Origin of the sequence: Micromonospora sp. NPDC005367, from assembly GCF_040606825.1 — a bacterium.
Classification (GTDB): Bacteria; Actinomycetota; Actinomycetes; order Mycobacteriales; family Micromonosporaceae; genus Micromonospora.
The window spans coordinates 51,799-71,328 of record NZ_JBEXFP010000005.1 but is presented as its reverse complement, the minus strand read 5'-3'; the positions used below and the strand labels follow the sequence as shown (position 1 = coordinate 71,328).

Sequence of the window (19,530 nt, the reverse complement as noted above, 5' to 3'; positions counted from 1 at the left end):
TGCTCGCTCCGCTCGCTCACGAGCCCGCCCGTACCCCGGGATGGAACTTCGGAATCCGCATGCTCACCCGCGTGCCCGCGCCGAGCCCGGTCTCGACGACCAGCCCGAAGCCGTCCCCGAAGACCGAGCGGAGCCGCTCGTCCACGTTCGAGAGCCCGACGTGCTGGCCGGAATCCTCCCCCGGATCACCGGTGCTGCGGGCCAGCTCGGCGATGCCGGTGGTCAGCGTGGCCGGATCCATTCCCACCCCGTCGTCCTCCACCGTGATGTGGCACTCGGCACCGGCGTCCCGGGCCTCGATGCTCACCATGCCCGTGCCGGGCTTGCGGGACAACCCGTGCCGGACCGCGTTCTCGACCAACGGTTGCAGACAGAGGAACGGCAGGGTCACCGGCAGCACCTCGGGGGCGATCTGCAGACGCACCTGGAGCCGATCGCCGAACCGGGCCCGCTCGATGATCAGATAGCGGTCGATCGAGCGCAGCTCCTCGGCCAGCGTGGTGAACTCACCGTGCGCCCGGAACGAGTACCGGGTGAACTCGGCGAACTCCAGGATCAGCTCGCGCGCCCGCTCCGGGTCGGTGCGGACGAACGAGCCGATCGCGGTCAACGCGTTGTAGATGAAGTGCGGGCTGATCTGGGCCCGCAGCGCGCGGATCTCGGCCCGGGCCAGCCGCTCCCGGGACGAGTCCAGCTCGGCCAGGGCGAGCTGGTTGCCGGCCCAGTGCGCGGTCTCGAGGGTCGCCTGCACCAGGCCGGGTGCCGGCGGCCCGTCGGCGATCGCCAGCAGGGCGCCGACGGCCTCGCCGTCCGCAGCCGTCAGCGGAGCGACCACCACGCCCCGTACCGGGCAGTCCACCCGGTCGCACTGCAACTCCGACTCGCCCAGGACCGTGGACCGGGCCGACGCCACGGCCCGCCGCGCGGCGCCCAGCAGCTGCTCGCCGTGGTGGGCACCCCGCCCGTCGAGCGCGAGCAGCTGGTCCCGGTCGGTGAGCGCCAACCCGGGCGCACCCACCAGGGCCCGAAGATGGCGTACGGATTTCGCCGCGCCTGCCGCACTCAACCCCGCGCGCAGCGGCTCAGCGGCCAGCCCGGCGGTGTGCAGCACCTCGTAGGTGGCCCGCTGGGTGGCGGTGGCGATGCCCCGGCGCGCACGCAGCCGGCCCACCGCGAACAGGGCCGCGGCGAGCGCGCTGACCAGAAAGACGACGGCGAAGACGGCCGAGAGGTTGCCACCCACGCCCAGATCCTGTCGGCTCCGGGCCTTGTCCGCCAGACCGTCTTCTACTACTCGGATCGGAGCCGCCGGGTCGGCTCCCCATGGTCATCGCCCGGCCCCCAGCTCACGACCACATCGACATGCATGAATCATGCCGAAGGGGTGAGGTGGACGCTGGCTCCGCTCTGCGGCGCACGCCGGTGGCGGGCTGCGGCAGGTGCCACGGCGCGCCTCGAACTGGCACCGAGACCCCCGAACCCCGTCGGCGGCCCCAGCGTGCGGCGGCTGGACGACCACCGCCGCCGGCGGCAGCCATGATCGGCCCGGCCACCGCGGCCACGGAACTCCGGCCTGTGGGCCGTGTCCTGTCGATCAGGTAGAGCCGACGCGGAATCCAGGTGGCCCCCCGGCAAGGCGGAGGCTCGTCGGGAGGACGACGACTCAGCGAAAGAGCAGCCGGCGTTTCAGTACGCGCCCTTGCGGGCGAGCACGACGCCGACGGTGCGCCAGAGGATGCTCAGGTCGTACGCGAGCGACCAGTTGTCGACGTAGTAGAGGTCGAGCCGGACTGCCTCGTCCCAGGACAGGTCGGAGCGGCCGGAGACCTGCCAGAGGCCGGTCATGCCGGGCCGTACCAGCAGACGACGGCGGACGTCGCCCAGGAAGTCGCCGTCGTCGGCCGGTAGCGGACGCGGCCCGACCAGCGACATCTCGCCCATGAGCACGTTGATCAGCTGCGGCAGCTCGTCCAGCGACGAGGCACGCAGGAAGCGGCCCACCGGGAAGACCCGGGGATCCTCCTTCATCTTGAACAGCATGCCGTCGGTCTCGTTCTGGTCGACCAGGCTGGCCAGCCGCTCCTCCGCGTCGACGTACATGGTCCGGAACTTCCACACCCGGAAGGTGCGCCCCTCGTGGCCCACCCGAGGCTGCCGGAAGAAGACCGGACCGGGGTCGGAGATCTTGATCGCCACGGCGATGGCCACGAAGGCCGGGATCAGCAGCAACAGCCCGAGCCCGGCGGCCACCCGGTCCATCAGGTTCTTGGCCAGCAGCGCCGGCCCGGACAGGGTCGGTTCCTCGACGTGCAGCAGCGGCAGGCCCTCGATCGGACGGATGTGCACCCGGGGACCGGCGATGTCGGTGAGCTGCGGCGCGACGACCAGGTCGACGCCGGAGCCCTCCAGCTGCCAGGCGAGGCGGCGCAGCTCGCCCGGCTCGGCGCTGGCCGAGCCGCACACGGCGATGGTGTCCCCGCCGACCTCCCGTACCAGGGCGAGCACGTCGCGACCCGTGTAGACCGGGACCGGAGTCTCGAGACCGCGGGCTGCCGCGTACCCGTCCGTGAGGTGAATGGCGACCGGCACCAGGCCGGCCGCCAGGTTGCGGGTGACCGCCCGGTGCACCTCCAGGCACTCCGGCAGGGTGCCGACCAGGATCATCCGGTGGCTGCCCTGGCCGATGTTGCGCCGGATGACGTGCAGCACGAACCGGGCGAGGATGCGCCCGAGCAGGATCAGCAGCAGGGCGCCGAGCAGAGCGGTGCCGACGGTCCAACGGGACAGGTCGGTCTTGGTGGCGAAGACGAGGAAGGAGACCGTGGCGGCGACGGCGACGCCGGCCCGGATCACCCGCTTGAACTCCTCCGGCCCGAGACCGAGGTAGCGCCGGTCGTAGGCGCGGTGGCCCCAGAGGATCACCACCCAGCCCAGCGGTAGCAGCACGAACGCCACAGTGAAGAACCAGGTCGGGTCCTCCTGCGCGTTGTAGAAGCCCGACCTGGCCTGGTCGAAGGTGTGAATCGCGGTGAAGCTGGCGAACGCGGCGGCCGCGAAGTCGAGCAGCAGAAGGATCGCGGTGTAAGGGCGGTGCCAGCGGGAAACGCGCCGGCGGGCCCGGGCCCACGCCGACCGGGGTACGCCGTTGTGCGACGGCGGCGTCGGCGGCTGGATCTCGAAGCTGTCGACGTGCCGCACGAGTTCGCTCCGGCCTGTGTTGGTTACCGGGCGCTGGAGGCTTGCCGTCACCTCACCCATGTCCTCCCGCATGACGCGGGCCGCTCACTCATCGTGAGGACCCGGGTCGCCCACCGTTCCAGTCTCCCACGACCGGCCGGGCCGGGCGCCGGACCCGAAGGACAGCGCGCCCCGCTGGTGCGGGCGGGATCTGGCCGGCTCCACGCATATCAGAAGCCGGGGACCGGGCCACTATACCGATGCATGGTGCGGTTGGTGGAACTCCCGAGCAGGACCTTCCGCGTTCTCCGGACGATTCCACTCCGTAGCTCCCGGGTGTCGTTACTCACCGTACGATCCGGGACAGCCGTCGGTCAGCGAGCGGCTTGCCGCCGGTCTGACACGTCGGGCAGTACTGGAGGCTCGAATCGGAGAAGGAGACCTCCCGGATGGTGTCGCCGCAAACCGGGCAGGGCAGCCCGGTACGCGCATGCACCTTCAACCCGGAGCGCTTCTCGCCCTTCAGCTCTGCCGCCCGCTGCCCCAGCGAGCGGCCGACCGCGTCGCCGAGCACCTGCCGGGTGGCCGCGTGCAGGGCGGCGAGCTGGTCGTCGGTCAGCCGGTCGGTGAGCGCATACGGCGAGAGCTTCGCGGCGTGCAGGATCTCGTCGGAGTACGCGTTGCCCACTCCGGCCAGCACCGCCTGGTCGGTCAGCACGAGCTTCACCCGACCTCGGCGGCTGCGCAGCCGCTCGGTGAACGTGGGCAGGTCGGCGGTGAGCGGGTCCGGACCGAGCTTGGCCACCCCGGGCACGGCCGCCGGATCGGTGACCAGATACGCGGCGAGCTTCTTCTGGGTGCCGGCCTCGGTCAGGTCGAAGCCGGAGCCGTCGTCGAGGCGTACCCGCAGCGCGATCGGGCCCTTGCCGGGGCGCAGCGGGGCGGCGCTGGGGAACGCCTCCCGGTAGTGCAGCCACCCCGCCCGCGCCAGGTGGACCACCAGGTGCAGGTCGCCGTCGAAGACCACGTCCAGGAACTTGCCGTGCCGGCGCGCGTCCACCACAGCACGACCGGTCGCAGCGGTGGGCGCCGGATCGTACGTCTTGAGGGCGCTGATCGCGGCGACCTCCAGCCGGTCGACCCGTCGCCCCACGGCGCGCTGACGCAGGTAACCCGCGAGCGCCTCAACCTCCGGTAGCTCGGGCATCAGACAACGGTAGCCTTCTTTTCCGTGAGCGCGAGGAACGAGCTTGCGAGTCCCGCAGTCGGGAACAATGGTGGCCCCGTGAGCGCGAGGAACGAGCTCGCGAGTCCGGCAATCGCGAACAAAGGGCGAGCTCAGTGAAGATTGTGGTGGCGCACAACCGGTACCGGCAGGGTCAGCCGTCCGGGGAGAACATCATCGTCGACGCGGAGATCGCCCAGCTCACCGCGGCCGGCGTGGAGGTGCTGCCGTTCATCCGGAGCTCCGACGAGATCCCGTCGATGTCGAAGGCGGCGAAGGCGCTGCTGCCGATCTCGCCGATCTACGCGCCGCAGGCCCAGCAGGAACTGGGCCGGTTGCTCACCGAGCATCGGCCGGACGTGCTGCACCTGCACAACCCGTACCCGCTGCTCTCGCCCTGGGTCGTCCGTACCGCCCACAAGCACGGCGTGCCGGTGGTGCAGACCGTGCACAACTACCGGCAGGTCTGCTCCTCCGGGCTGTACTTCCGAGACGGGATGATCTGCCAGGACTGCCGGGGCCGGGCGTTGGGTGTGCCGGCCATCGTGCACCGCTGCTACCGGGGCTCCCGCGCGCAGAGCGCCCTGATGGCCACCACGCTGGCGGTGCACCGGCCCACCTGGCGGTCGGTGGACCGGTTCGTCGCGCTGACCTCGGCGGTCGCCGCGCACCTGCGCGACTACGGCATCCCGGCGGAGCGGATCGTGATCAAGCCGAACGGGATCCCGGACCCGGGGCTGCCCGCCCCGCTCGGCGACGGTTTCCTCTTCCTCGGCCGGCTCTCCCCCGAGAAGGGGTTGGACCTGCTGCTGGACGCTTGGCGCCGGCACCCGGACGGCGCGCTCGGCCCGCTGCGGATCGCCGGTGACGGCGAGCTGCGCCCGCTGGTCGAGGCGGCGGCCGCCGAGCGCTCGGACGTGACGTTCCTGGGCCCGTTGGACCGGGACGGGGTCCGGGCCGTGCTCGAGGCGAGCGCGGTGGTGCTCGCCACCTCCACGTGGCACGACGTACTGCCCACCGTGATCATCGAGGCTTTGGCGAGTGGCCGGCCGGTGCTCGGCACCGCGCTGGGCGGCATCCCGTACCTGGTCGGGGCGGACACCGCGCGCGTACCGGCGGGGACCGGCTCGGCCGAGGAGGCGTCGGCCGCGACCGGTTCGGCCAGTTCCGTACCGCTCGCGGGTCCGGTTTCCGGGACGTCCGCGCTGCCGGCGGGCATCGTCACCGGCGAGGCCGGTTGGGTGGTGCCGCCCGAGGCGGCCGCGCTGGCGGCGGCCCTCCCGCTGGCCCGGACGGGTGCCGCCGCGCTGTCGTCGGCCGCGCGCTCGCGCTACGAGCGCACCTTCCACCCGGACGTGGTGACCAGCCAGCTCATCGACATCTACGCCGGCCTGTCCCGCACCCCGAGCCGGGGCTGACCCGCCCCTCCCCGGTTCCGGGGAGGGGCCGCACCCGCAAGATCGCGCTCGATCCTGGAAAGAGGGCGATCGGTGGCCGTCGGACGCCACTACTTCCGAGATCGAGCACGATCAAGTGGGGAGCGGCGGGAACGGTCAGCGGTAGGAGGCGCGGGCGGAGAAGGCGATGCTGGCGAGCAGGAAGCCGCCGTTGACCACGGTGAACGCCACCATCACCCAGAACGTCAGGGCGGGGGCGAGGAGCAGCACCAGCGCGGCCACGAAGATCACCGCGCCGTAGTCGCGGACGAGCTTCACGAGGCGTACGGGCAGTGAGGTCGAGGTGACCATGCTCGCCGCGTTCGGGCCGGCCTGCATCACCGAGGTGACCAGGTTGACCATCCAGGTGCCGGCGAACGTCGCGACCAGCCAGGTCGGGGTCGACGGGTGCTGCGCCACGGCGGTCGCGGAGAGCGCCGCGACCAGGGCGATCTGGGCCGCCACGTCGGCGAGCACGTCGACCCGGGCACCCGCCGAGTTGCCCGTCCTGGTGACCCGCGCGAGCTGGCCGTCCGCGCAGTCCAGGGCGTACGCCACCTGCCAGCCGACCAGCGCGAGCAGCCCCACCACCCAGGCCGGAACCTCGCCGGCGGCCACCCGGCCGGCGAGTGCGACCACGGTGACCGAGGTGGCCAGCCCCAGCACCAGGTTCGTGACGGTCAGCGCCGTCGGACGCAGACCCAGCCGGTGCGCGGCGACCGCGAAGCTGGCGCCCAGCCACTGGCTGATCGATTCACTGAACAGGCCGCCGCCCCGGTTTGTCCGGTGGAAATCGGCGACGGTGGGACGAAACGGCTCAGCCAAGGCGGTCGTGGATTGCACCGGCGTAGTCTGCCAGCCGCGTCCGGACGTCGGAAGGTGACAGCGCCAGATGTTCGAGGATGGTGTACCGGTCCGGCCGGGTACGCGGCGCGAAGATCACCGCGTCGACGAACTGCTCGTCGGTCAGCCCCACGTCCGCGGGGATGACCGGCAGCTTGTGCCGGGACAGGCAGGACGCCATCTGGTCGAAGCGGTACGTGTCCCCCCGCAACCAGGTGCAGAAGAGGGCACCGAGCCCGGCCAGCTCGCCGTGTGAGGCGGTCCCCGGGAAGAGCGCGTCCACCGCGTGCATGATCTCGTGACAGCCGCCGCTGCACGGGCGGCTGGTGCCCTCGATCGCCATCGCCAGGCCGCTGGAGATCAGCGCCTCGGCGAGGACGGTGACGAAGGCGTCGTCACCCATGCCGCCCGGATGGTTGATCAACGCTTCGGCGCCGGCCCGGGCTAGTGAGGCGGCCAGGCCGTCGACCGGCTCACCGCGCACCACCCGCGCCAACTCCCAGTCGGCGAGGGCACTGATGTTGCTGACCACGTCGCCGATTCCGGCGCGGTTGTGCCGCTCCGGACCGCTATCCACGAAGTCCAGGTCGACGATGACCGCGATCGGGATGTGCACCCCGTAGGAGCCCTTGAGCCCATCGGTGATGAGGCTCGCCACCGGGGAGGCGATCCCGTCGTTGGCGAGGCTGGTGGCGACCGAGACCATCGGCAGACCCCGCCGGGTCGCCGAGTACTTGGCCACGTCGATGGTCTTGCCGCCGCCGATGCCGACCACCGCGTCGTACGACCGGGCGCGGAGCTTGCCCTCCAGGTCGTCGGCCGCCTGCAGGGTGCCGCCCGCCACCGTGAACACGTCGGCCGACCCGAGCGTGGGCCGGATCAGCTCGGCGATCCGCTCGCCCTGACCGGGGCCGACCACGACCGCCACGTCGCCGCCGGCGGAGATCCGCCCGTCGGCCAGGATCGTGGCCAGGTCAGCCACCGCCCCCCGTCGTACGTCGATGTGGAGCGGAGTCAGTACCGACCGGGCTAGTAGTGGCACGCGATCTCCCGGGCGCGGGCCAGGTCGGCGTGGTTGTCGACCTCGACCCAGGAGACGTCCCCGATCGGCGCCGCCCGGACCTCGCCGCCCCGGTCGGCGAACTCCTGGTAGCCGTCCTCGTAGTAGAGGTTCGGATCGCGCCGCCAGGTCGTCTCCAGCGCGTCGGCGAGGGCGTCGGCCACCTGCGGCTCGATGAGCGTCGCGCCGATGTACTCCCCGTACGCCTCGCCCGGGTCCATCAGCTTGGTGATCCGGGTGAGCTGACCGGCAGCGTCGAAGGTGGTCTTCATCTCCTCCTCGGCCAGCGGCTTGAGCGTGTCCACGGCGAGCAGGATGCCCGGGCCGCGCTCGGCGAGCAGGGTCTTCTCCACGCTCACCGGGTGCACGGTGTCACCGTTGACCAGCAGTACGCCCTGGCTGAAGTACTCGCGGGCCAGCCAGAGCGAGTAGGCGTTGTTCCACTCCTCGGCCTTGTCGTTGTGCACGAGAGTGAGGTTCACGCCGTACCGCTTCTCGAGGTCGGCCTGCCGCTCCCGGACCGCGTCGGCCGCGTAGCCGACCACGATCACGATGTCGGTGAGCCCCACCTCGGCGAGGTTGGCCAGTGCGATGTCGAGGATGGTGACCTCGCCGTCGACCGGCACTAGCGCCTTGGGCAGTGTGTCGGTGTACGGGCGCAGCCGACGCCCCGCCCCGGCCGCGAGCACCATTCCGATCATGCCGGCTTCCCCCCTCGTACGACTCCGGTCACCGCTGGAGGATAGCGCCGGGCTCGGCACCGCCTCCCGTCAACCGGGCTTCACCCGATGTTCACAGCCCGATGTTCAGAGACTGTCGCTCGCCCCGGGGTTTCCCGACGATCTCTCAGCCGGGAAGCGCGGCCAGGTCGGCGAGCACGTTCAACCGCTCGTCGGCGGTCAGCGCCTCGTACGGGCCGGCGGCCCGGCGGTCGGTCTCCTGCTCGATCGCCAGCCGCTCGGGTCCGGCCGGTAGGGCGGTCACGCTGAGCGCGGTGTGCCCCGCGACGGCCCAGGCGGCGGCGTGCGCGTCGGCCCGGTGGTGGCGGAGCGTACCGAGCCGGTTGAGCAGCAGCACGCCGGGCGGGGTGCCGTCCGGCTCGTACGGCGGGGCGATCGCGGCGAACGCGGCGCCCGCCGAGTCGGGCTGCTCGGCGGCGAGCACCAGCGCGTACGCCAGCAGCCGGCCGAGCGCCTCGACCAGCCGGACCACCCGTTCCTCGTGTCCGGCCCACAGTTCGGCGGTCACCTCGGCGTGCAGCCGCCAGAGTTCGGCGAGGAAGGCCAGCCCGCGTTCCGTGGCGGCCAGCCCACCGTCCGGGCGACGGTGCAGCATCCCGTACGCGACCTGCTTGTCCAACGCCCGTCGGCACTCGGCGGCGTCCCGGTACCGGGTGACCGCGGCGAACCCGGGCTCGTCGACCGTGCCGCCGGGCTCACCCAACCGGGTGCGGAACTCCACCAGGAAGCCGGTCGCCGCCGGGCCGCCGTATCGCCGGCTCAGCTCGGTACCGCGTTCCCGGCCGGTCCTCATGCCGGCCAGGAAGGTCCGGTCGACCGCGGGGGCGACCAGCCCGGCGTACCGGTGCGGCGCCAGCTCGACGGCGTGGCTCACCGACCCATGGCACGCAGGGCCGCGAAGGCTTCCTCCGCGATCCGGCGGATCAGGCCGTCGTTGACGTCCCGGTGTTCGTCCAACAGGGCCACGTCCTCCTCGGCGAGCCACCGGAACTCGGTGTGCTTGCCGACCTCCAGCCGTGGTCGGGCGAGGTCTCCCTCGACCCGGACCAGCCAGTCGTACTCGATCCGTGCCAGGCCGTCGTCGCCGACGTAGCGGTACTCACCGACCGGGCCGAGCAGGTGCGAGACGGTCCAGCCCGTCTCCTCGGTCACCTCGCGGCGCAGCGCCGCCTCGACATCCTCGCCGGACTCCAGGTGGCCGCCGACCACGTCCCAGCAGTTGGGAAACAGGCGTCGGTGCGGGGATCGGCGCTGGAAGAAAAGCCGGTTGTCGTCGTCGACGATGAGGGCGCCGGCGCAGCGCAGAGGCTCGGTGGACACGCCCCGACAGTAGCGAGCCGATCGGCATGTCGGCGACGCCGAGGTCTTGTTCCGGAGACATCGACCGCCCACCATGTCCGTACCGCAAGGCCACCGTTCCCACAGGGGTGATGTGTGATGCAGGTACGGGAAGCGATGTCGAGCCAGGTCCTGGTGATCGGTCCGGAGCACACGCTCCGACAGGCGGCCCAGATGATGTCGGCCCGCGGGGTCGGTTCGGCGGTGGTGCTCGACCCGGAGTCCGAGGGCATCGGGATCATGACCGAACGCGATGTGCTCAACGCCATCGGCGCCGGCCTCGACTGCGACGTCGAGCGCACCGGCGCCCACCTGACCTGGGACGTGGTCTACGCGGTGCCGGACTGGACGCTGGCGGAAGCGGCAGTGGCCATGGCCCGGGGCGGGTTCCGGCACCTGGTGGTGCTCGACGGCCGCGAGGTGGCCGGGGTGATCTCGGTGCGGGACATCATGCGGGTCTGGGCGGCCGGCCGGATGGTGTCGACGGGCTGACCGTGCGGCGGATCGATGCGGGCGGAACGCCGGATTCGTCAGGCGCAGCACGACCCGCTCGCCCTTCCGGCCCGACTTGCCGCCCCGCCCGTCCGGCCCACGTCACCCGACCCGGTGGCTCAGGATGCGGACATCGCCGTGCCGTCGCCGTACCCGAGGTGGCCGCCCGTACGCTCAACAGCCATGACCGCCGAGCAGCTGATCTCCTTCGCGCGCGGAGCTCCCTCGCTGGACATCGTCGATGTCGAGGGGCTCAAGGCCGCCGCCGTCCGCGCTTTCGACGCCGACCCCGCGGGGGTCACGGCGTACGGCACCTCCGCCGGTTACCCGCCCCTGCGCAGGTGGATCGCCGAGAAGCACGGGGTGGCGCCGGAGCAGGTGCTGATCACCAACGGCTCGTTGCAGGCCGACGCGTTCCTCTTCAACCACCTGGTCCGCCCCGGTGACGCGGTGGTGGTCGAGCGGCCCACGTACGACCGGACGCTGCTCAACCTGAAGCAGATGGGCGGCGAACTGCACGGTGTCACCATCCAGCCGGACGGCCTGGACACGGCCGAGCTGCGCAAGCTGCTGGAGTCCGGGGTGCGCCCCCGGTTGGCGCACGTCATCCCGAACTACCAGAACCCGGCGGGCGTGACGCTCTCCCTGGAGAAGCGACGTGAGCTGCTGGACCTGGCGGCCGAGTACGGGTTCACGATCTTCGAGGACGACCCGTACGCGGACATCCGGTTCCGGGGCGAGGCGCTGCCGTCGATGCTCTCCCTGGACACCCGCAACGTGGTGGTGCACGCCTCGAGCTTCACCAAGACGGTCTGCCCCGGCGTTCGGGTCGGGTACCTGGTCGGCGCCACGGATCTGATCGCGGACATCGCGAAGAAGGCGACCAGTCTCTACATCTCGCCCGGCATGGTCTCCGAGGCGATCGTGCACCAGTTCTGCGTCTCCGGTGACATCGACCGTTCCATCGAGACCGTGCGGGTGTCGCTGGGCGAGCGGGCCCGGGTACTCGCCGAGTCGCTGCGCCGCCACCTTCCGGAGGCCCGGTTCGTGGAGCCGGACGGCGGTTACTTCCTCTGGGTGGAGCTTCCCGAGGACGTGCTGGCCGAACGGGTCGCCCCGGCTGCCGCCGAGCGTGGCGTGGCGGTGGTCAAGGGCAGTGACTTCGTCATCGACGGCGGGCGGCACGCGCTGCGGTTGGCGTACTCGGCGGTCACCGCCGACAAGATCGATGAGGGTGTACGTCGGCTGGCCGAAGCGGTGAAATCGGTGCGCGGGTGAGCTTCTGTCGGATTTCCGACAGAAGGCTGATGCCAGCCGTCTCAGGGCTCCCGCCCGGACGGTCGGCGGCCCACAATGCTGCGAGCGTCATTCACGACGGGTAGCGATCGGTCGCCCCCGAGCCCGGCATTCGACCGGGCCGGCGCCGGGGGCGCGCGACCGGCTCCCACGCGTGACAAGTGACGCGACCAGCAGAACCCTCGCCCCCATAGGGCGCCGGGTGGGCCGTGTCGTCCCCTCACCCCCCTGATGCGACCCGGCCCGCCCGGCGCCACCCCCGGACGCCTTCGTCACAGGCAGTGATGGTCCGGTTCGGCGTACCCTGCAATCCGGCTCCGCGTGACTGCGGGAAACCCTGCGGCGGCTGCCCCGCGGTTCCCGCCAGTTCCCGGATGCCGTGCGGGTGCGGAGCCGGTGCGACGAGCGCGGCTCACCGTGGGGAGGGGGTGCGCGATGGCAGGTCAAGACCAGCGGGGCCGGACGACGCCGCAGAACGGCGGCCGGTTGCCGGTGCCGCGAAGCTGGGCGGCTCCCGTACGGGCGGTGACCCGCATCCTCAGCGCCGATGGTGCCCATCGTTCCCCGGAGCCCGCCGAGTCGATGCACGACGCGATCGTCGACTGCGCGCTCTACGTCGACGGGGCGCGGCAACCGGGTGACTGGAACTACGCCGACGCCCTGGCCGCCGCCCGGCGCGAGCAGGGCTTCGTCTGGCTCGGGCTGCACCAGCCGGAGCTGGCGCAGATGAGCACCATCGCGGCCACCTACGGGCTGCACGAACTCGCCGTCGAGGACGCGGTGAAGGCCGCCCAGCGCCCGAAGCTGGAGCAGTTCGGCGACGTCAGCTTCCTGGTGCTGCGTACCGCCCGCTACTGCGAGCACGCTGAGCTGACCGAGCAGTCAGAGGTCGTGGAGACCGGGCAGGTGATGCTCTTCATCGGCCCGAACTTCGTGGTCAGTGTCCGGCATGGGGACGCCGGCCGGCTCTCCCCGATCCGCGCCGATCTGGAGAGCAAGCGGGAGCTGCTGCTGCACGGACCGTGGGCGGTCGCGTACGCGGTCACCGACCGGGTGGTTGACCTGTACCTGGAGGTCGCCGACCAGATCGAGGACGACCTCGACATCCTGGAAACCGAGGTCTTCGACCGGAACGGCGCCGGAAGGATCCAGCGGATCTACCAGATGAAACGGGAGCTGGTGGAGTTCAAACGGGCGGTGGTGCCGCTGCAGCGCCCGCTGCTGACGCTGACCTCGCAGGTGAATCGCGAGGTGCCCAAGGAGATCCGGCGCTACTTCCGGGACGTGCAGGATCACCTCAGCCGCACCGTTGAGCAGGTGAACTCGTACGACGACCTGTTGAACTCGATCCTTCAGGCGCGCCTCGCCCAGGTCACCGTCGAGCAGAACAACGACATGCGCAAGATCGCCGCCTGGGCGGCGATAGCCGCGGTCTGGACGGCCATCGCCGGCATCTACGGCATGAACTTCAAGTACATGCCGGAGCTGGACTGGGAGTACGGCTACCCGGTCATCTGGGCGTTGATGCTGACCTGCTCGTGGACGCTGTACCGCTGGTTCCGCCGCAACGGCTGGCTCTGAGGCACGCCTTCCGCCGCAACGGCTGGCTCTGCGGAACGCGCCTTCGCGCCGCAACGGCCACTGGCTCTGCGGCACGCGCCGAAGGCCGGACGCGTGACCCACGGCACGTCGTGGCGGTGCCGCCGGTCGTACCGCGGCACGGCCCCGAACGCGCGGAAGCGCCGGCGCTGCGGGATCATCCCGCCGGCCCGGCGCTGTCCGCGGTGAACGGCTGGTCAGCGGCGCCCGTTGGTGCGCGCGGCGCCCTTGCTCGTGGCCTTGCTGACGTCGTCGGCCGGGCGGCCGGACACGTCGGTCGCGCCCTCGGCCACCGAGGGGACCTTGCCGGTCGGCTGGATCTTCGACCCGGTGCTCGCCGGGATGGTGCTGGCGCTGTCCCCGCCCGCCACCGCCGAACTGCCGGCGCCCGTCGGGCCACCAGCCATACCGGACGTCCGGGGCGTGGACGCGTCGGCCATCTTCGCGCCGCCCGGCGTCGACCGGGTCTGTACCTCGAGGGTGTCCACCTCGTCCCGCATCGGCTCCAGGGTGCGGGTGGGGTCGTACTCGGCCCACTCCTGCTGCTCCCGGCGGCGCCGCACGGCCATCAACCCGGCGACCCCGGCGATCGCGCCCGCGGCCAGCAGGCCGGTCATCATCCGGCCGCCACGGCGCGGCTGCTTCTTCTTCCCACTGATCCGCATGTTCCTCGACTTCGCCTTCCTGGTCATCGAGCCCGCTTGCGTGGCGCCGTCGCGAGCGGCCGCGGCGAGCGGGGCGAGCGAGGTGAGCGCCGTGTCCCAACCGGTCGCGGCCCGGTCGCGCAGCAGCGCCGCCGTCGGTCCGACCTGGTCGCGGGCCGCCTGCACCTGCGGACCGACGGTCGCGCCGGCGCCCCTCGCGGCGTGCGTGGCTGCCTGCACCAGGTGGCTGATGCCCTGGTTCAATTCGGCCTTCGCCAGCTGCCCCTGGGACTTGCGTCGTCCCATTCCAAACACGGTCCCACCTCCTGGGAGTTGTTCCTTCGTCATCCTCCACCTTCGGATGCCTCCGTGATGCCAGATCGGGCACATGGGAGGATCCGCATGGAACTGACCAACGAGTGAGGAGTACCCGTGGCCGAGTCCATCTACGCCACCTTGCACACCAACGCCGGCCCGATCCGGCTGGAGCTCTTCCCGAACCACGCGCCGAAGACCGTCAAGAACTTCGTCGAGCTGGCCGAGGGGACGCGCGAGTACGTCGACCCCCGCACCGGCCAGCCGGGCAAGGGGCCGTACTACGACGGCACCATCTCGCACCGCGTCATCTCCGGCTTCATGATCCAGATGGGTGACCCGACCGGTACCGGTCGCGGTGGCCCGGGCTACAAGTTCGCCGACGAGTTCCACCCGGAACTGCGCTTCGACCGGCCGTACCTGCTCGCGATGGCGAACGCCGGGCCGGGCACCAACGGCTCGCAGTTCTTCATCACCGTCGGCCCGACGCCGCACCTGAACAACCGGCACACCATCTTCGGGCAGGTGGCGGACGAGCAGTCGGCGAAGGTCGTCGACTCGATCGCCAACACCCCGACCGGCCCGAGCGACCGTCCCGTCCAGGACGTCGTCATCGAGCGGGTCGAGATCGAGCGCACCGCCGCCTGAGGCGGGCGCGAGGTACCTTTGCTCGCATGACTGAGCGCTCCGGAGGGTGGGCACGGTGAGCGAATCGCCACCGACCACCCCGGTCTGCTACCGGCATCCCGGCCGGGAGACCTATGTCCGCTGCACCCGCTGCGATCGGCCGATCTGCCCCGACTGCATGCGCGAGGCGTCGGTCGGCCACCAGTGCCCGGAGTGCATCAGTGAAGGGCGTCGCAGCGTCCGGCCGGCGCGTACCGCCTTCGGCGGCGGTACCGCCGGCCGGCACGGCTACGTCACCAAGGCGTTGATCGCGGCCAACGTGTTGTTCATGCTGCTCTCCATCGCCTCCGACCGGGGCGGCGACGCGGCGGCGGGCGGCTCCGGCTTCGCCGGGCTGCTCGGCGGCAACACGCCGCTCACCGACTGGGGTGCGGTGCTGGGGCTGGCGATCTTCCCCGACGGCACCGTCGGAGGCATCGCCGACGGTGAGTGGTACCGGCTGATCACCGCGATGTTCCTGCACTACGGCCTGCTCCACCTCCTGCTGAACATGTGGGCGCTCTGGGTGCTGGGCCGGTCGCTGGAGGCCAACCTCGGTCCGCTGCGCTTCCTGGCGCTCTATCTGATCGCCGGAGTCGGCGGGAACGTTGCCGCGTACCTGTTCAGCGCCCAGAACTCGGCCACCGCCGGCGCGTCGACGGCGGTCTTCGGGTTGTTCGCGGCGATCTTCGTGATCATGCGCCGGCTCGGCCGGGACACTTCGGCGATCCTGCCCGTCCTCGTCATCAACCTGGTCTTCACCTTCGCCGTGCCGGGCATCTCCAAGGCCGGGCACGTCGGCGGCCTGATCACCGGTGCCTTGATGGGGCTGGTGCTGGCGTACGCCCCGCGCGGCCGTCGCACGCTCTTCCAGGTGGCCGGTGGCGCGATCATCGTGTTGGCGCTGATCGGCCTGGTCATGATCCGTAGCGCCCAGCTCCTGGCCGGCTGAACGGCGGCCCGCCGCCGGGTCCTCGGCCGCGCACGGCCGGTGCGACCGCGGGTCAGGCGCCGGCGGCCGTACGCGCCGTGTGCAGCACCCGGGCCACGTCGCCGGGGGAGTCACCGAGGTCGTACCGGCCGAGCAGGTGCAGCGTCGCCCCGGCGTCGATCTCCAGGGTCTCGGTGGTCAGCCCCAGCCGGGGGCGCCGGTCCACGCTGATCGCCTCGACTGTCGCCCACGGCAGATGCCGGCGGCGCGCGAAACCGTGGACGACGGTGAGTCCCGCGGCGTCGACCGCGAGCCGGACCGGTGCCACGAAGTCGCGCACGGCCCACCCGGCCAGCGCGGCCGCCACCAGCGCCGCCAGTGCCAGGCGTACCGGATCGCCGTCGGCGAAGAGCAGACCGATCGACATGAGCAGGACCGCGCCGGCGAGTTTCGCGGCCGGCAGGCTCGCGGGCACCCGCCACTGTCGCACCGGGAACGTCTCCTCCACCCGTCCAGCATGCCAGCATGCCAGCATGCCCGGGCCGTGGCATCGTCTGCCGTCACGCTCGGCACGACCGGGTGCCCGGGCGTTCGCCTCGCTCGGCGTATCGAGATCAGGCGACCCCGGCACGGGACGTCGGGGTGGTGGAGGACGTAAGATCGGTGCAGCTCAAGTTACCGGGGAGTAGTCATGAGTGACGCGGTTATCGTCGGCGCGGTACGGACCCCCGTCGGGAGGCGCAAGGGCAGCCTCGCGGACGTACACCCGGTGGACCTGTCGGCCCATGTGTTGCGCGCCCTGGCCGAGCGCACCGGCGTGGACCCGGTGCTGGTCGACGAGGTCTTCTGGGGCTGCGTGTCGCAGGTGGGCGAGCAGTCCTGGAACATCGCCCGCAACGGTGTCCTGGCCGCCGGTTGGCCCGAGAGCGTCCCCGGCACCACGCTGGACCGCCAGTGCGGCTCCAGCCAGCAGGCCCTGCACTTCGCCGCGGCAACCGTGCTCTCCGGGCAGGCCGAGCTGGTCGTGGCCGGCGGCGTCGAGTCGATGACCCGGGTGCCGATGGGCTCCAGCGTGGCCGGCGGGATGCCGTTCAGTGCCGCGATCCACGAGCGTTACCGCGGCGTGGAGGGGTTCGCCGAGGACTCTCCACTTCCGTTCAACCAGGGCGTCGGCGCCGAGTTGATCGCGCAGCGGTGGCGCTTCTCCCGGACCCAGCTCGACGAGTTCGCGCTCGCCAGCCACGAGAAGGCGGCGGCCGCGCAGGACGCGGGCGCGTTCGACCCCGAACTCGCGCCGGTGGCGCTCGGCGACGGCGGCAAACTCGCCGCGGACGAGGGCATCCGGCGCGACACCTCGCTGGAGAAGCTGGCCGAGCTGGCCACCCCCTTCCGAGTCGACGGTGTGGTCACCGCCGGGTCCGCCTCCCAGATCTCCGACGGCGCGGCCGCCCTCGCGGTCACCACCAGCGAGTGGGCCAGCCGGCACGGGCTTCGTCCGCTGGCCCGGATCCACACCGCGGTGGGCGCTGCCGACGACCCGGTCACCATGCTCACCGCGCCGATTCCGGCCACCGCGAAGGCACTGCGCCGCGCGGGGCTGGGCATCGAGGAGATCGGGGTGTACGAGGTGAACGAGGCGTTCGCCCCGGTGCCGCTGGCCTGGCTGGCCGAGACCGAGGCCGACCCGGAGCGGCTCAACCCGCGCGGCGGCGCGATCGCTCTCGGGCACCCGCTCGGCGCCTCCGGTGCCCGGATCATGACCACCATGCTCCAGCACATGCGGGACAACGGGATCCGGTACGGGTTGCAGACGATGTGCGAGGGCGGCGGCATGGCCAACGCCACCATCGTCGAGCTGCTCTGATCGTCGACTACGCCGACCGGTGACCGGCCATCCTTCGGCCGGTTCCGGTGTTTTGCTCCAAAGGGACGTTTCGCCTCCGATCTCGACAACCGACGTCGACTCTGGTCAGAATCAGCGGGCCGTGGCGAGCGGGTCACCCGTCGCGTTCGCCGTGACCGCCCCCACCAGGGACACAGATCGGGGAAACGTGAACTCGACAGTCTGGCCGCACGGGCTGCGTCATGCCGTGCGCACGGTTCTGGCCGGTGCCGTCGCCTCGGTACTCGGGGCCGGCCTCGCATTGACAGCCACATCCGGCCCGGCGTTCGCCGCAGCGGGTCCTCAGCCCGGCAGCTACACCGGTCTCGGCTTCGACGCCTGCACCGCGCCGACGAGCGCCCAGATGCGGGCCTGGCAGGCATCGCCCTACCGGGCGATCGTCATCTACTTCGGCGGCGTCAACCGTGGCTGCGCCCAGCCCGCCCTCACCGCCGAGTGGGTGGCGGAGCAGACCGCGGCGGGTTGGCACCTCGTGCCGATGTACGTCGGTCTCCAGGCCCCGTGCCAGGGCGGTAGCGAGGACCTGATCGATCCGGCCCAGGCGGCGGCGCAGGGCCGTGCGCAGGCCGACGACGCCGTGGCCCAGGCGGTGAACCTCGGACTGCCGAGGGAGAGCGTGCTCGTCTACGACATGGAGGACTACGACGGCGGGGACGCGGCCTGCACCCAGGCGGTCCTCACCTTCATGAGCGCGTGGACGGCCCGGCTGCACGACACGGGTTACCTCTCCGGCTTCTACAGCAGCATGGCCCGGGGCGTAGCCGACCAGGTCGCCGCCTATGACACGCCGGGCTACGTGCGGCCGGACTACCTCGACTTCGCCCGTTGGGACGGCGTCGCCACGGTCACCGACCCGGGCATCCCCGCCGGTCAGTGGTGGCCGAAGCGGCGGATGAAGCAGCACGTGGGCCCGCACAACGAGACCTGGGGCGGCGTCACGATCAACATCGACCGCGACTACCTGGACGTCGCCCCGTTGCCGGCGACCCCGTTCGGTGACTTCACCGGCAACGGCTGGTCGGACGTCGGCTACCGGGAGCCTGCCACCGGACGCCTGCACGTCTACGGCGGCAACGGCACGACGTTGAGCGGCCGGGTGACCCTCGGCGCCGGCTGGAACAGCATGGACACGATCATTCGGGCCGGGAACTTCGACCGTGCCGGTGGAGAGGACGTCATCGCCCGCGAGCCGGCCACCGGCTACCTCTGGTACTACCCGGGCAGTGGCTCCGGGATCAGCGGCCGGTACCGACTTGGTGCCGGCTGGAACGGCTTCCGGGAGATCACCTCGATCGGGGACTTCAACCGCGACGGTTTCCAGGACGTGGTGGCGGTGGAGACCTCGACCGGTTCGCTCTACCTCTACACGGGTCAGGGCGGCGGCAACTTCACCAGCCGGATCCGGCTCGGCGGCGGCTGGAACACGGTGGACGAGCTCAACGGCGGTGGCGACTTCAACGGCGACGGCTACGTCGACCTGGTCGCCCGGGAGAAGAGCACCGGGAACCTTCTCCTCTACCTGGGTGCCACCGGCGGGTTCAGCAGTCGCACCCAGATCGGATCGGGCTGGAGCGGGCTGCGGGATCTGACCCAGGTCGGCGACTTCGATCGGGACGGGCGACCCGACATCATCGCCGTGCAGAAGTCGACCGGAGACCTCTACCAGTACCGCTGGCTCGGCGCCGGCTTCGCCACCGCCATCCGGGTCGGCACCGGCTTCGGCTCCATGACGCCGATCATCTGATTGCATCGGCCGGGTCCGCCTCGTTCGGGCGGGCCCGGCCGGATCCACGCAGGGCCGGAAGTCGGACACCCGGTGCGACGGCGACGCGTGGAACTTGCACAACTTCGACGTGACCCATGTC

The 19,530-nt window shown here is 71.5% G+C and carries 18 protein-coding genes; 8 read left to right on the top strand and 10 right to left on the bottom strand.

Translation table 11 applies throughout. From position 1 onward, the window contains the following. Positions 1–16: 16 nt before the first annotated feature. The 3 genes from ABZS42_RS05565 to ABZS42_RS05555 all read right to left on the bottom strand — a co-directional run bounded on the left by ABZS42_RS05565 (position 17) and on the right by ABZS42_RS05555 (position 4,384). The gene (locus ABZS42_RS05565; protein ID WP_355142750.1) at positions 17–1,243 is read right to left on the bottom strand and encodes a histidine kinase; all 1,227 of its coding nucleotides are present in this window, start codon (positions 1,241–1,243) and stop codon (positions 17–19) included. Positions 1,244–1,686: 443 nt separating this feature from the next. Then, positions 1,687–3,258, bottom strand: a complete 1,572-nt coding sequence (locus tag ABZS42_RS05560; protein WP_355142885.1) for a sugar transferase — start codon at positions 3,256–3,258, stop codon at positions 1,687–1,689. A 265-nt stretch (positions 3,259–3,523) separates the two neighbouring features. Then, positions 3,524–4,384 (bottom strand): DNA-formamidopyrimidine glycosylase family protein, encoded by an 861-nt coding sequence (locus ABZS42_RS05555; RefSeq protein ID WP_355142749.1) that lies wholly within the window; start codon positions 4,382–4,384, stop codon positions 3,524–3,526. Positions 4,385–4,518: 134 nt separating this feature from the next. Here ABZS42_RS05555 and ABZS42_RS05550 point away from each other — a divergent pair, with 134 nt between their 5' ends. After that, positions 4,519–5,820, top strand: coding sequence for a glycosyltransferase family 4 protein (locus ABZS42_RS05550; protein ID WP_355142748.1), 1,302 nt, complete (start codon positions 4,519–4,521; stop codon positions 5,818–5,820). A gap of 135 nt (positions 5,821–5,955) precedes the next feature. Here the strand turns inward: ABZS42_RS05550 and ABZS42_RS05545 are convergent, their stop codons facing one another. The 5 genes from ABZS42_RS05545 to ABZS42_RS05525 form a co-directional block, all read right to left on the bottom strand. Next, a complete protein-coding gene (locus ABZS42_RS05545) occupies positions 5,956–6,681 on the bottom strand; it encodes a CDP-alcohol phosphatidyltransferase family protein (protein WP_355142747.1) in 726 nt (241 codons plus the stop codon). Next, positions 6,656–7,723 (bottom strand): iron-containing alcohol dehydrogenase family protein, encoded by a 1,068-nt coding sequence (locus tag ABZS42_RS05540; protein ID WP_355142746.1) that lies wholly within the window; start codon positions 7,721–7,723, stop codon positions 6,656–6,658. The genes ABZS42_RS05545 and ABZS42_RS05540 overlap by 26 nt, the downstream gene beginning before the upstream one ends. Beyond that, positions 7,711–8,442 carry a phosphocholine cytidylyltransferase family protein gene (locus ABZS42_RS05535; RefSeq protein WP_355142745.1) on the bottom strand — a complete coding sequence of 244 codons (732 nt, stop codon included), beginning with the start codon at positions 8,440–8,442 and terminating at the stop codon, positions 7,711–7,713. The genes ABZS42_RS05540 and ABZS42_RS05535 overlap by 13 nt, the downstream gene beginning before the upstream one ends. Positions 8,443–8,587: 145 nt before the next feature. Continuing rightward, entirely contained in the window at positions 8,588–9,355 is a 768-nt protein-coding gene (locus ABZS42_RS05530; protein ID WP_355142744.1) for a hypothetical protein, read from the bottom strand. Beyond that, a complete protein-coding gene (locus ABZS42_RS05525; RefSeq protein WP_355142743.1) occupies positions 9,352–9,801 on the bottom strand; it encodes an NUDIX domain-containing protein in 450 nt (149 codons plus the stop codon). The genes ABZS42_RS05530 and ABZS42_RS05525 overlap by 4 nt, the downstream gene beginning before the upstream one ends. Before the next feature lie 117 nt (positions 9,802–9,918). On the opposite strand from ABZS42_RS05525, the gene ABZS42_RS05520 reads away from it, so the two are divergent. The 3 genes from ABZS42_RS05520 (at position 9,919) to corA (ending at position 13,188) form a co-directional block, all read left to right on the top strand. Beyond that, positions 9,919–10,311, top strand: a complete 393-nt coding sequence (locus ABZS42_RS05520) for a CBS domain-containing protein (RefSeq protein ID WP_355142742.1) — start codon at positions 9,919–9,921, stop codon at positions 10,309–10,311. Between the two features lie 183 nt (positions 10,312–10,494). Next, a complete protein-coding gene (locus tag ABZS42_RS05515) occupies positions 10,495–11,589 on the top strand; it encodes a PLP-dependent aminotransferase family protein (protein ID WP_355142741.1) in 1,095 nt (364 codons plus the stop codon). A gap of 453 nt (positions 11,590–12,042) precedes the next feature. Continuing rightward, complete coding sequence (corA, locus tag ABZS42_RS05510; protein ID WP_355142740.1) at positions 12,043–13,188, top strand: magnesium/cobalt transporter CorA; 1,146 nt, start codon at positions 12,043–12,045, stop codon at positions 13,186–13,188. Positions 13,189–13,403: 215 nt separating this feature from the next. On the opposite strand, the gene ABZS42_RS05505 is transcribed toward corA, so the two are convergent. Continuing rightward, entirely contained in the window at positions 13,404–14,198 is a 795-nt protein-coding gene (locus ABZS42_RS05505; RefSeq protein WP_355142739.1) for a hypothetical protein, read from the bottom strand. Between the two features lie 84 nt (positions 14,199–14,282). Here ABZS42_RS05505 and ABZS42_RS05500 point away from each other — a divergent pair, with 84 nt between their 5' ends. Together ABZS42_RS05500 and ABZS42_RS05495 are read left to right on the top strand one after the other, a co-directional pair. After that, entirely contained in the window at positions 14,283–14,813 is a 531-nt protein-coding gene (locus tag ABZS42_RS05500) for a peptidylprolyl isomerase (RefSeq protein WP_355142738.1), read from the top strand. Positions 14,814–14,868: 55 nt separating this feature from the next. Then, positions 14,869–15,783 carry a rhomboid family intramembrane serine protease gene (locus ABZS42_RS05495; protein WP_355142737.1) on the top strand — a complete coding sequence of 305 codons (915 nt, stop codon included), beginning with the start codon at positions 14,869–14,871 and terminating at the stop codon, positions 15,781–15,783. Between the two features lie 52 nt (positions 15,784–15,835). Here ABZS42_RS05495 and ABZS42_RS05490 read toward each other — a convergent pair whose 3' ends face one another. Then, positions 15,836–16,297, bottom strand: coding sequence for a PH domain-containing protein (locus tag ABZS42_RS05490; protein WP_355142736.1), 462 nt, complete (start codon positions 16,295–16,297; stop codon positions 15,836–15,838). A 156-nt stretch (positions 16,298–16,453) separates the two neighbouring features. Here ABZS42_RS05490 and ABZS42_RS05485 point away from each other — a divergent pair, with 156 nt between their 5' ends. Together ABZS42_RS05485 and ABZS42_RS05480 are read left to right on the top strand one after the other, a co-directional pair. Further along, a complete protein-coding gene (locus ABZS42_RS05485; RefSeq protein ID WP_355142735.1) occupies positions 16,454–17,626 on the top strand; it encodes an acetyl-CoA C-acyltransferase in 1,173 nt (390 codons plus the stop codon). 226 nt (positions 17,627–17,852) lie between these two features. Then, positions 17,853–19,409: a glycoside hydrolase domain-containing protein gene (locus tag ABZS42_RS05480; protein ID WP_355142734.1), complete on the top strand. Its 1,557-nt coding sequence runs from the start codon at positions 17,853–17,855 to the stop codon at positions 19,407–19,409. Positions 19,410–19,530 lie beyond the last annotated feature (121 nt).

Excerpts from the sequence above, each read along its gene's own strand:
- ABZS42_RS05490 (WP_355142736.1), bottom strand. The coding sequence starts at position 16,297 with ATGCTGGCATGCTGGCATGCTGGACGGGTGGAGGAGACGTTCCCGGTG.
- ABZS42_RS05535 (WP_355142745.1), bottom strand. The coding sequence starts at position 8,442 with ATGATCGGAATGGTGCTCGCGGCCGGGGCGGGGCGTCGGCTGCGCCCG.
- ABZS42_RS05560 (WP_355142885.1), bottom strand. The coding sequence starts at position 3,258 with ATGGGTGAGGTGACGGCAAGCCTCCAGCGCCCGGTAACCAACACAGGC.
- ABZS42_RS05520 (WP_355142742.1), top strand. The coding sequence starts at position 9,919 with ATGCAGGTACGGGAAGCGATGTCGAGCCAGGTCCTGGTGATCGGTCCG.
- ABZS42_RS05485 (WP_355142735.1), top strand. The coding sequence starts at position 16,454 with ATGAGTGACGCGGTTATCGTCGGCGCGGTACGGACCCCCGTCGGGAGG.
- ABZS42_RS05505 (WP_355142739.1), bottom strand. The coding sequence starts at position 14,198 with ATGACGAAGGAACAACTCCCAGGAGGTGGGACCGTGTTTGGAATGGGA.
- ABZS42_RS05515 (WP_355142741.1), top strand. The coding sequence starts at position 10,495 with ATGACCGCCGAGCAGCTGATCTCCTTCGCGCGCGGAGCTCCCTCGCTG.
- ABZS42_RS05555 (WP_355142749.1), bottom strand. The coding sequence starts at position 4,384 with ATGCCCGAGCTACCGGAGGTTGAGGCGCTCGCGGGTTACCTGCGTCAG.
- corA (WP_355142740.1), top strand. The coding sequence starts at position 12,043 with ATGGCAGGTCAAGACCAGCGGGGCCGGACGACGCCGCAGAACGGCGGC.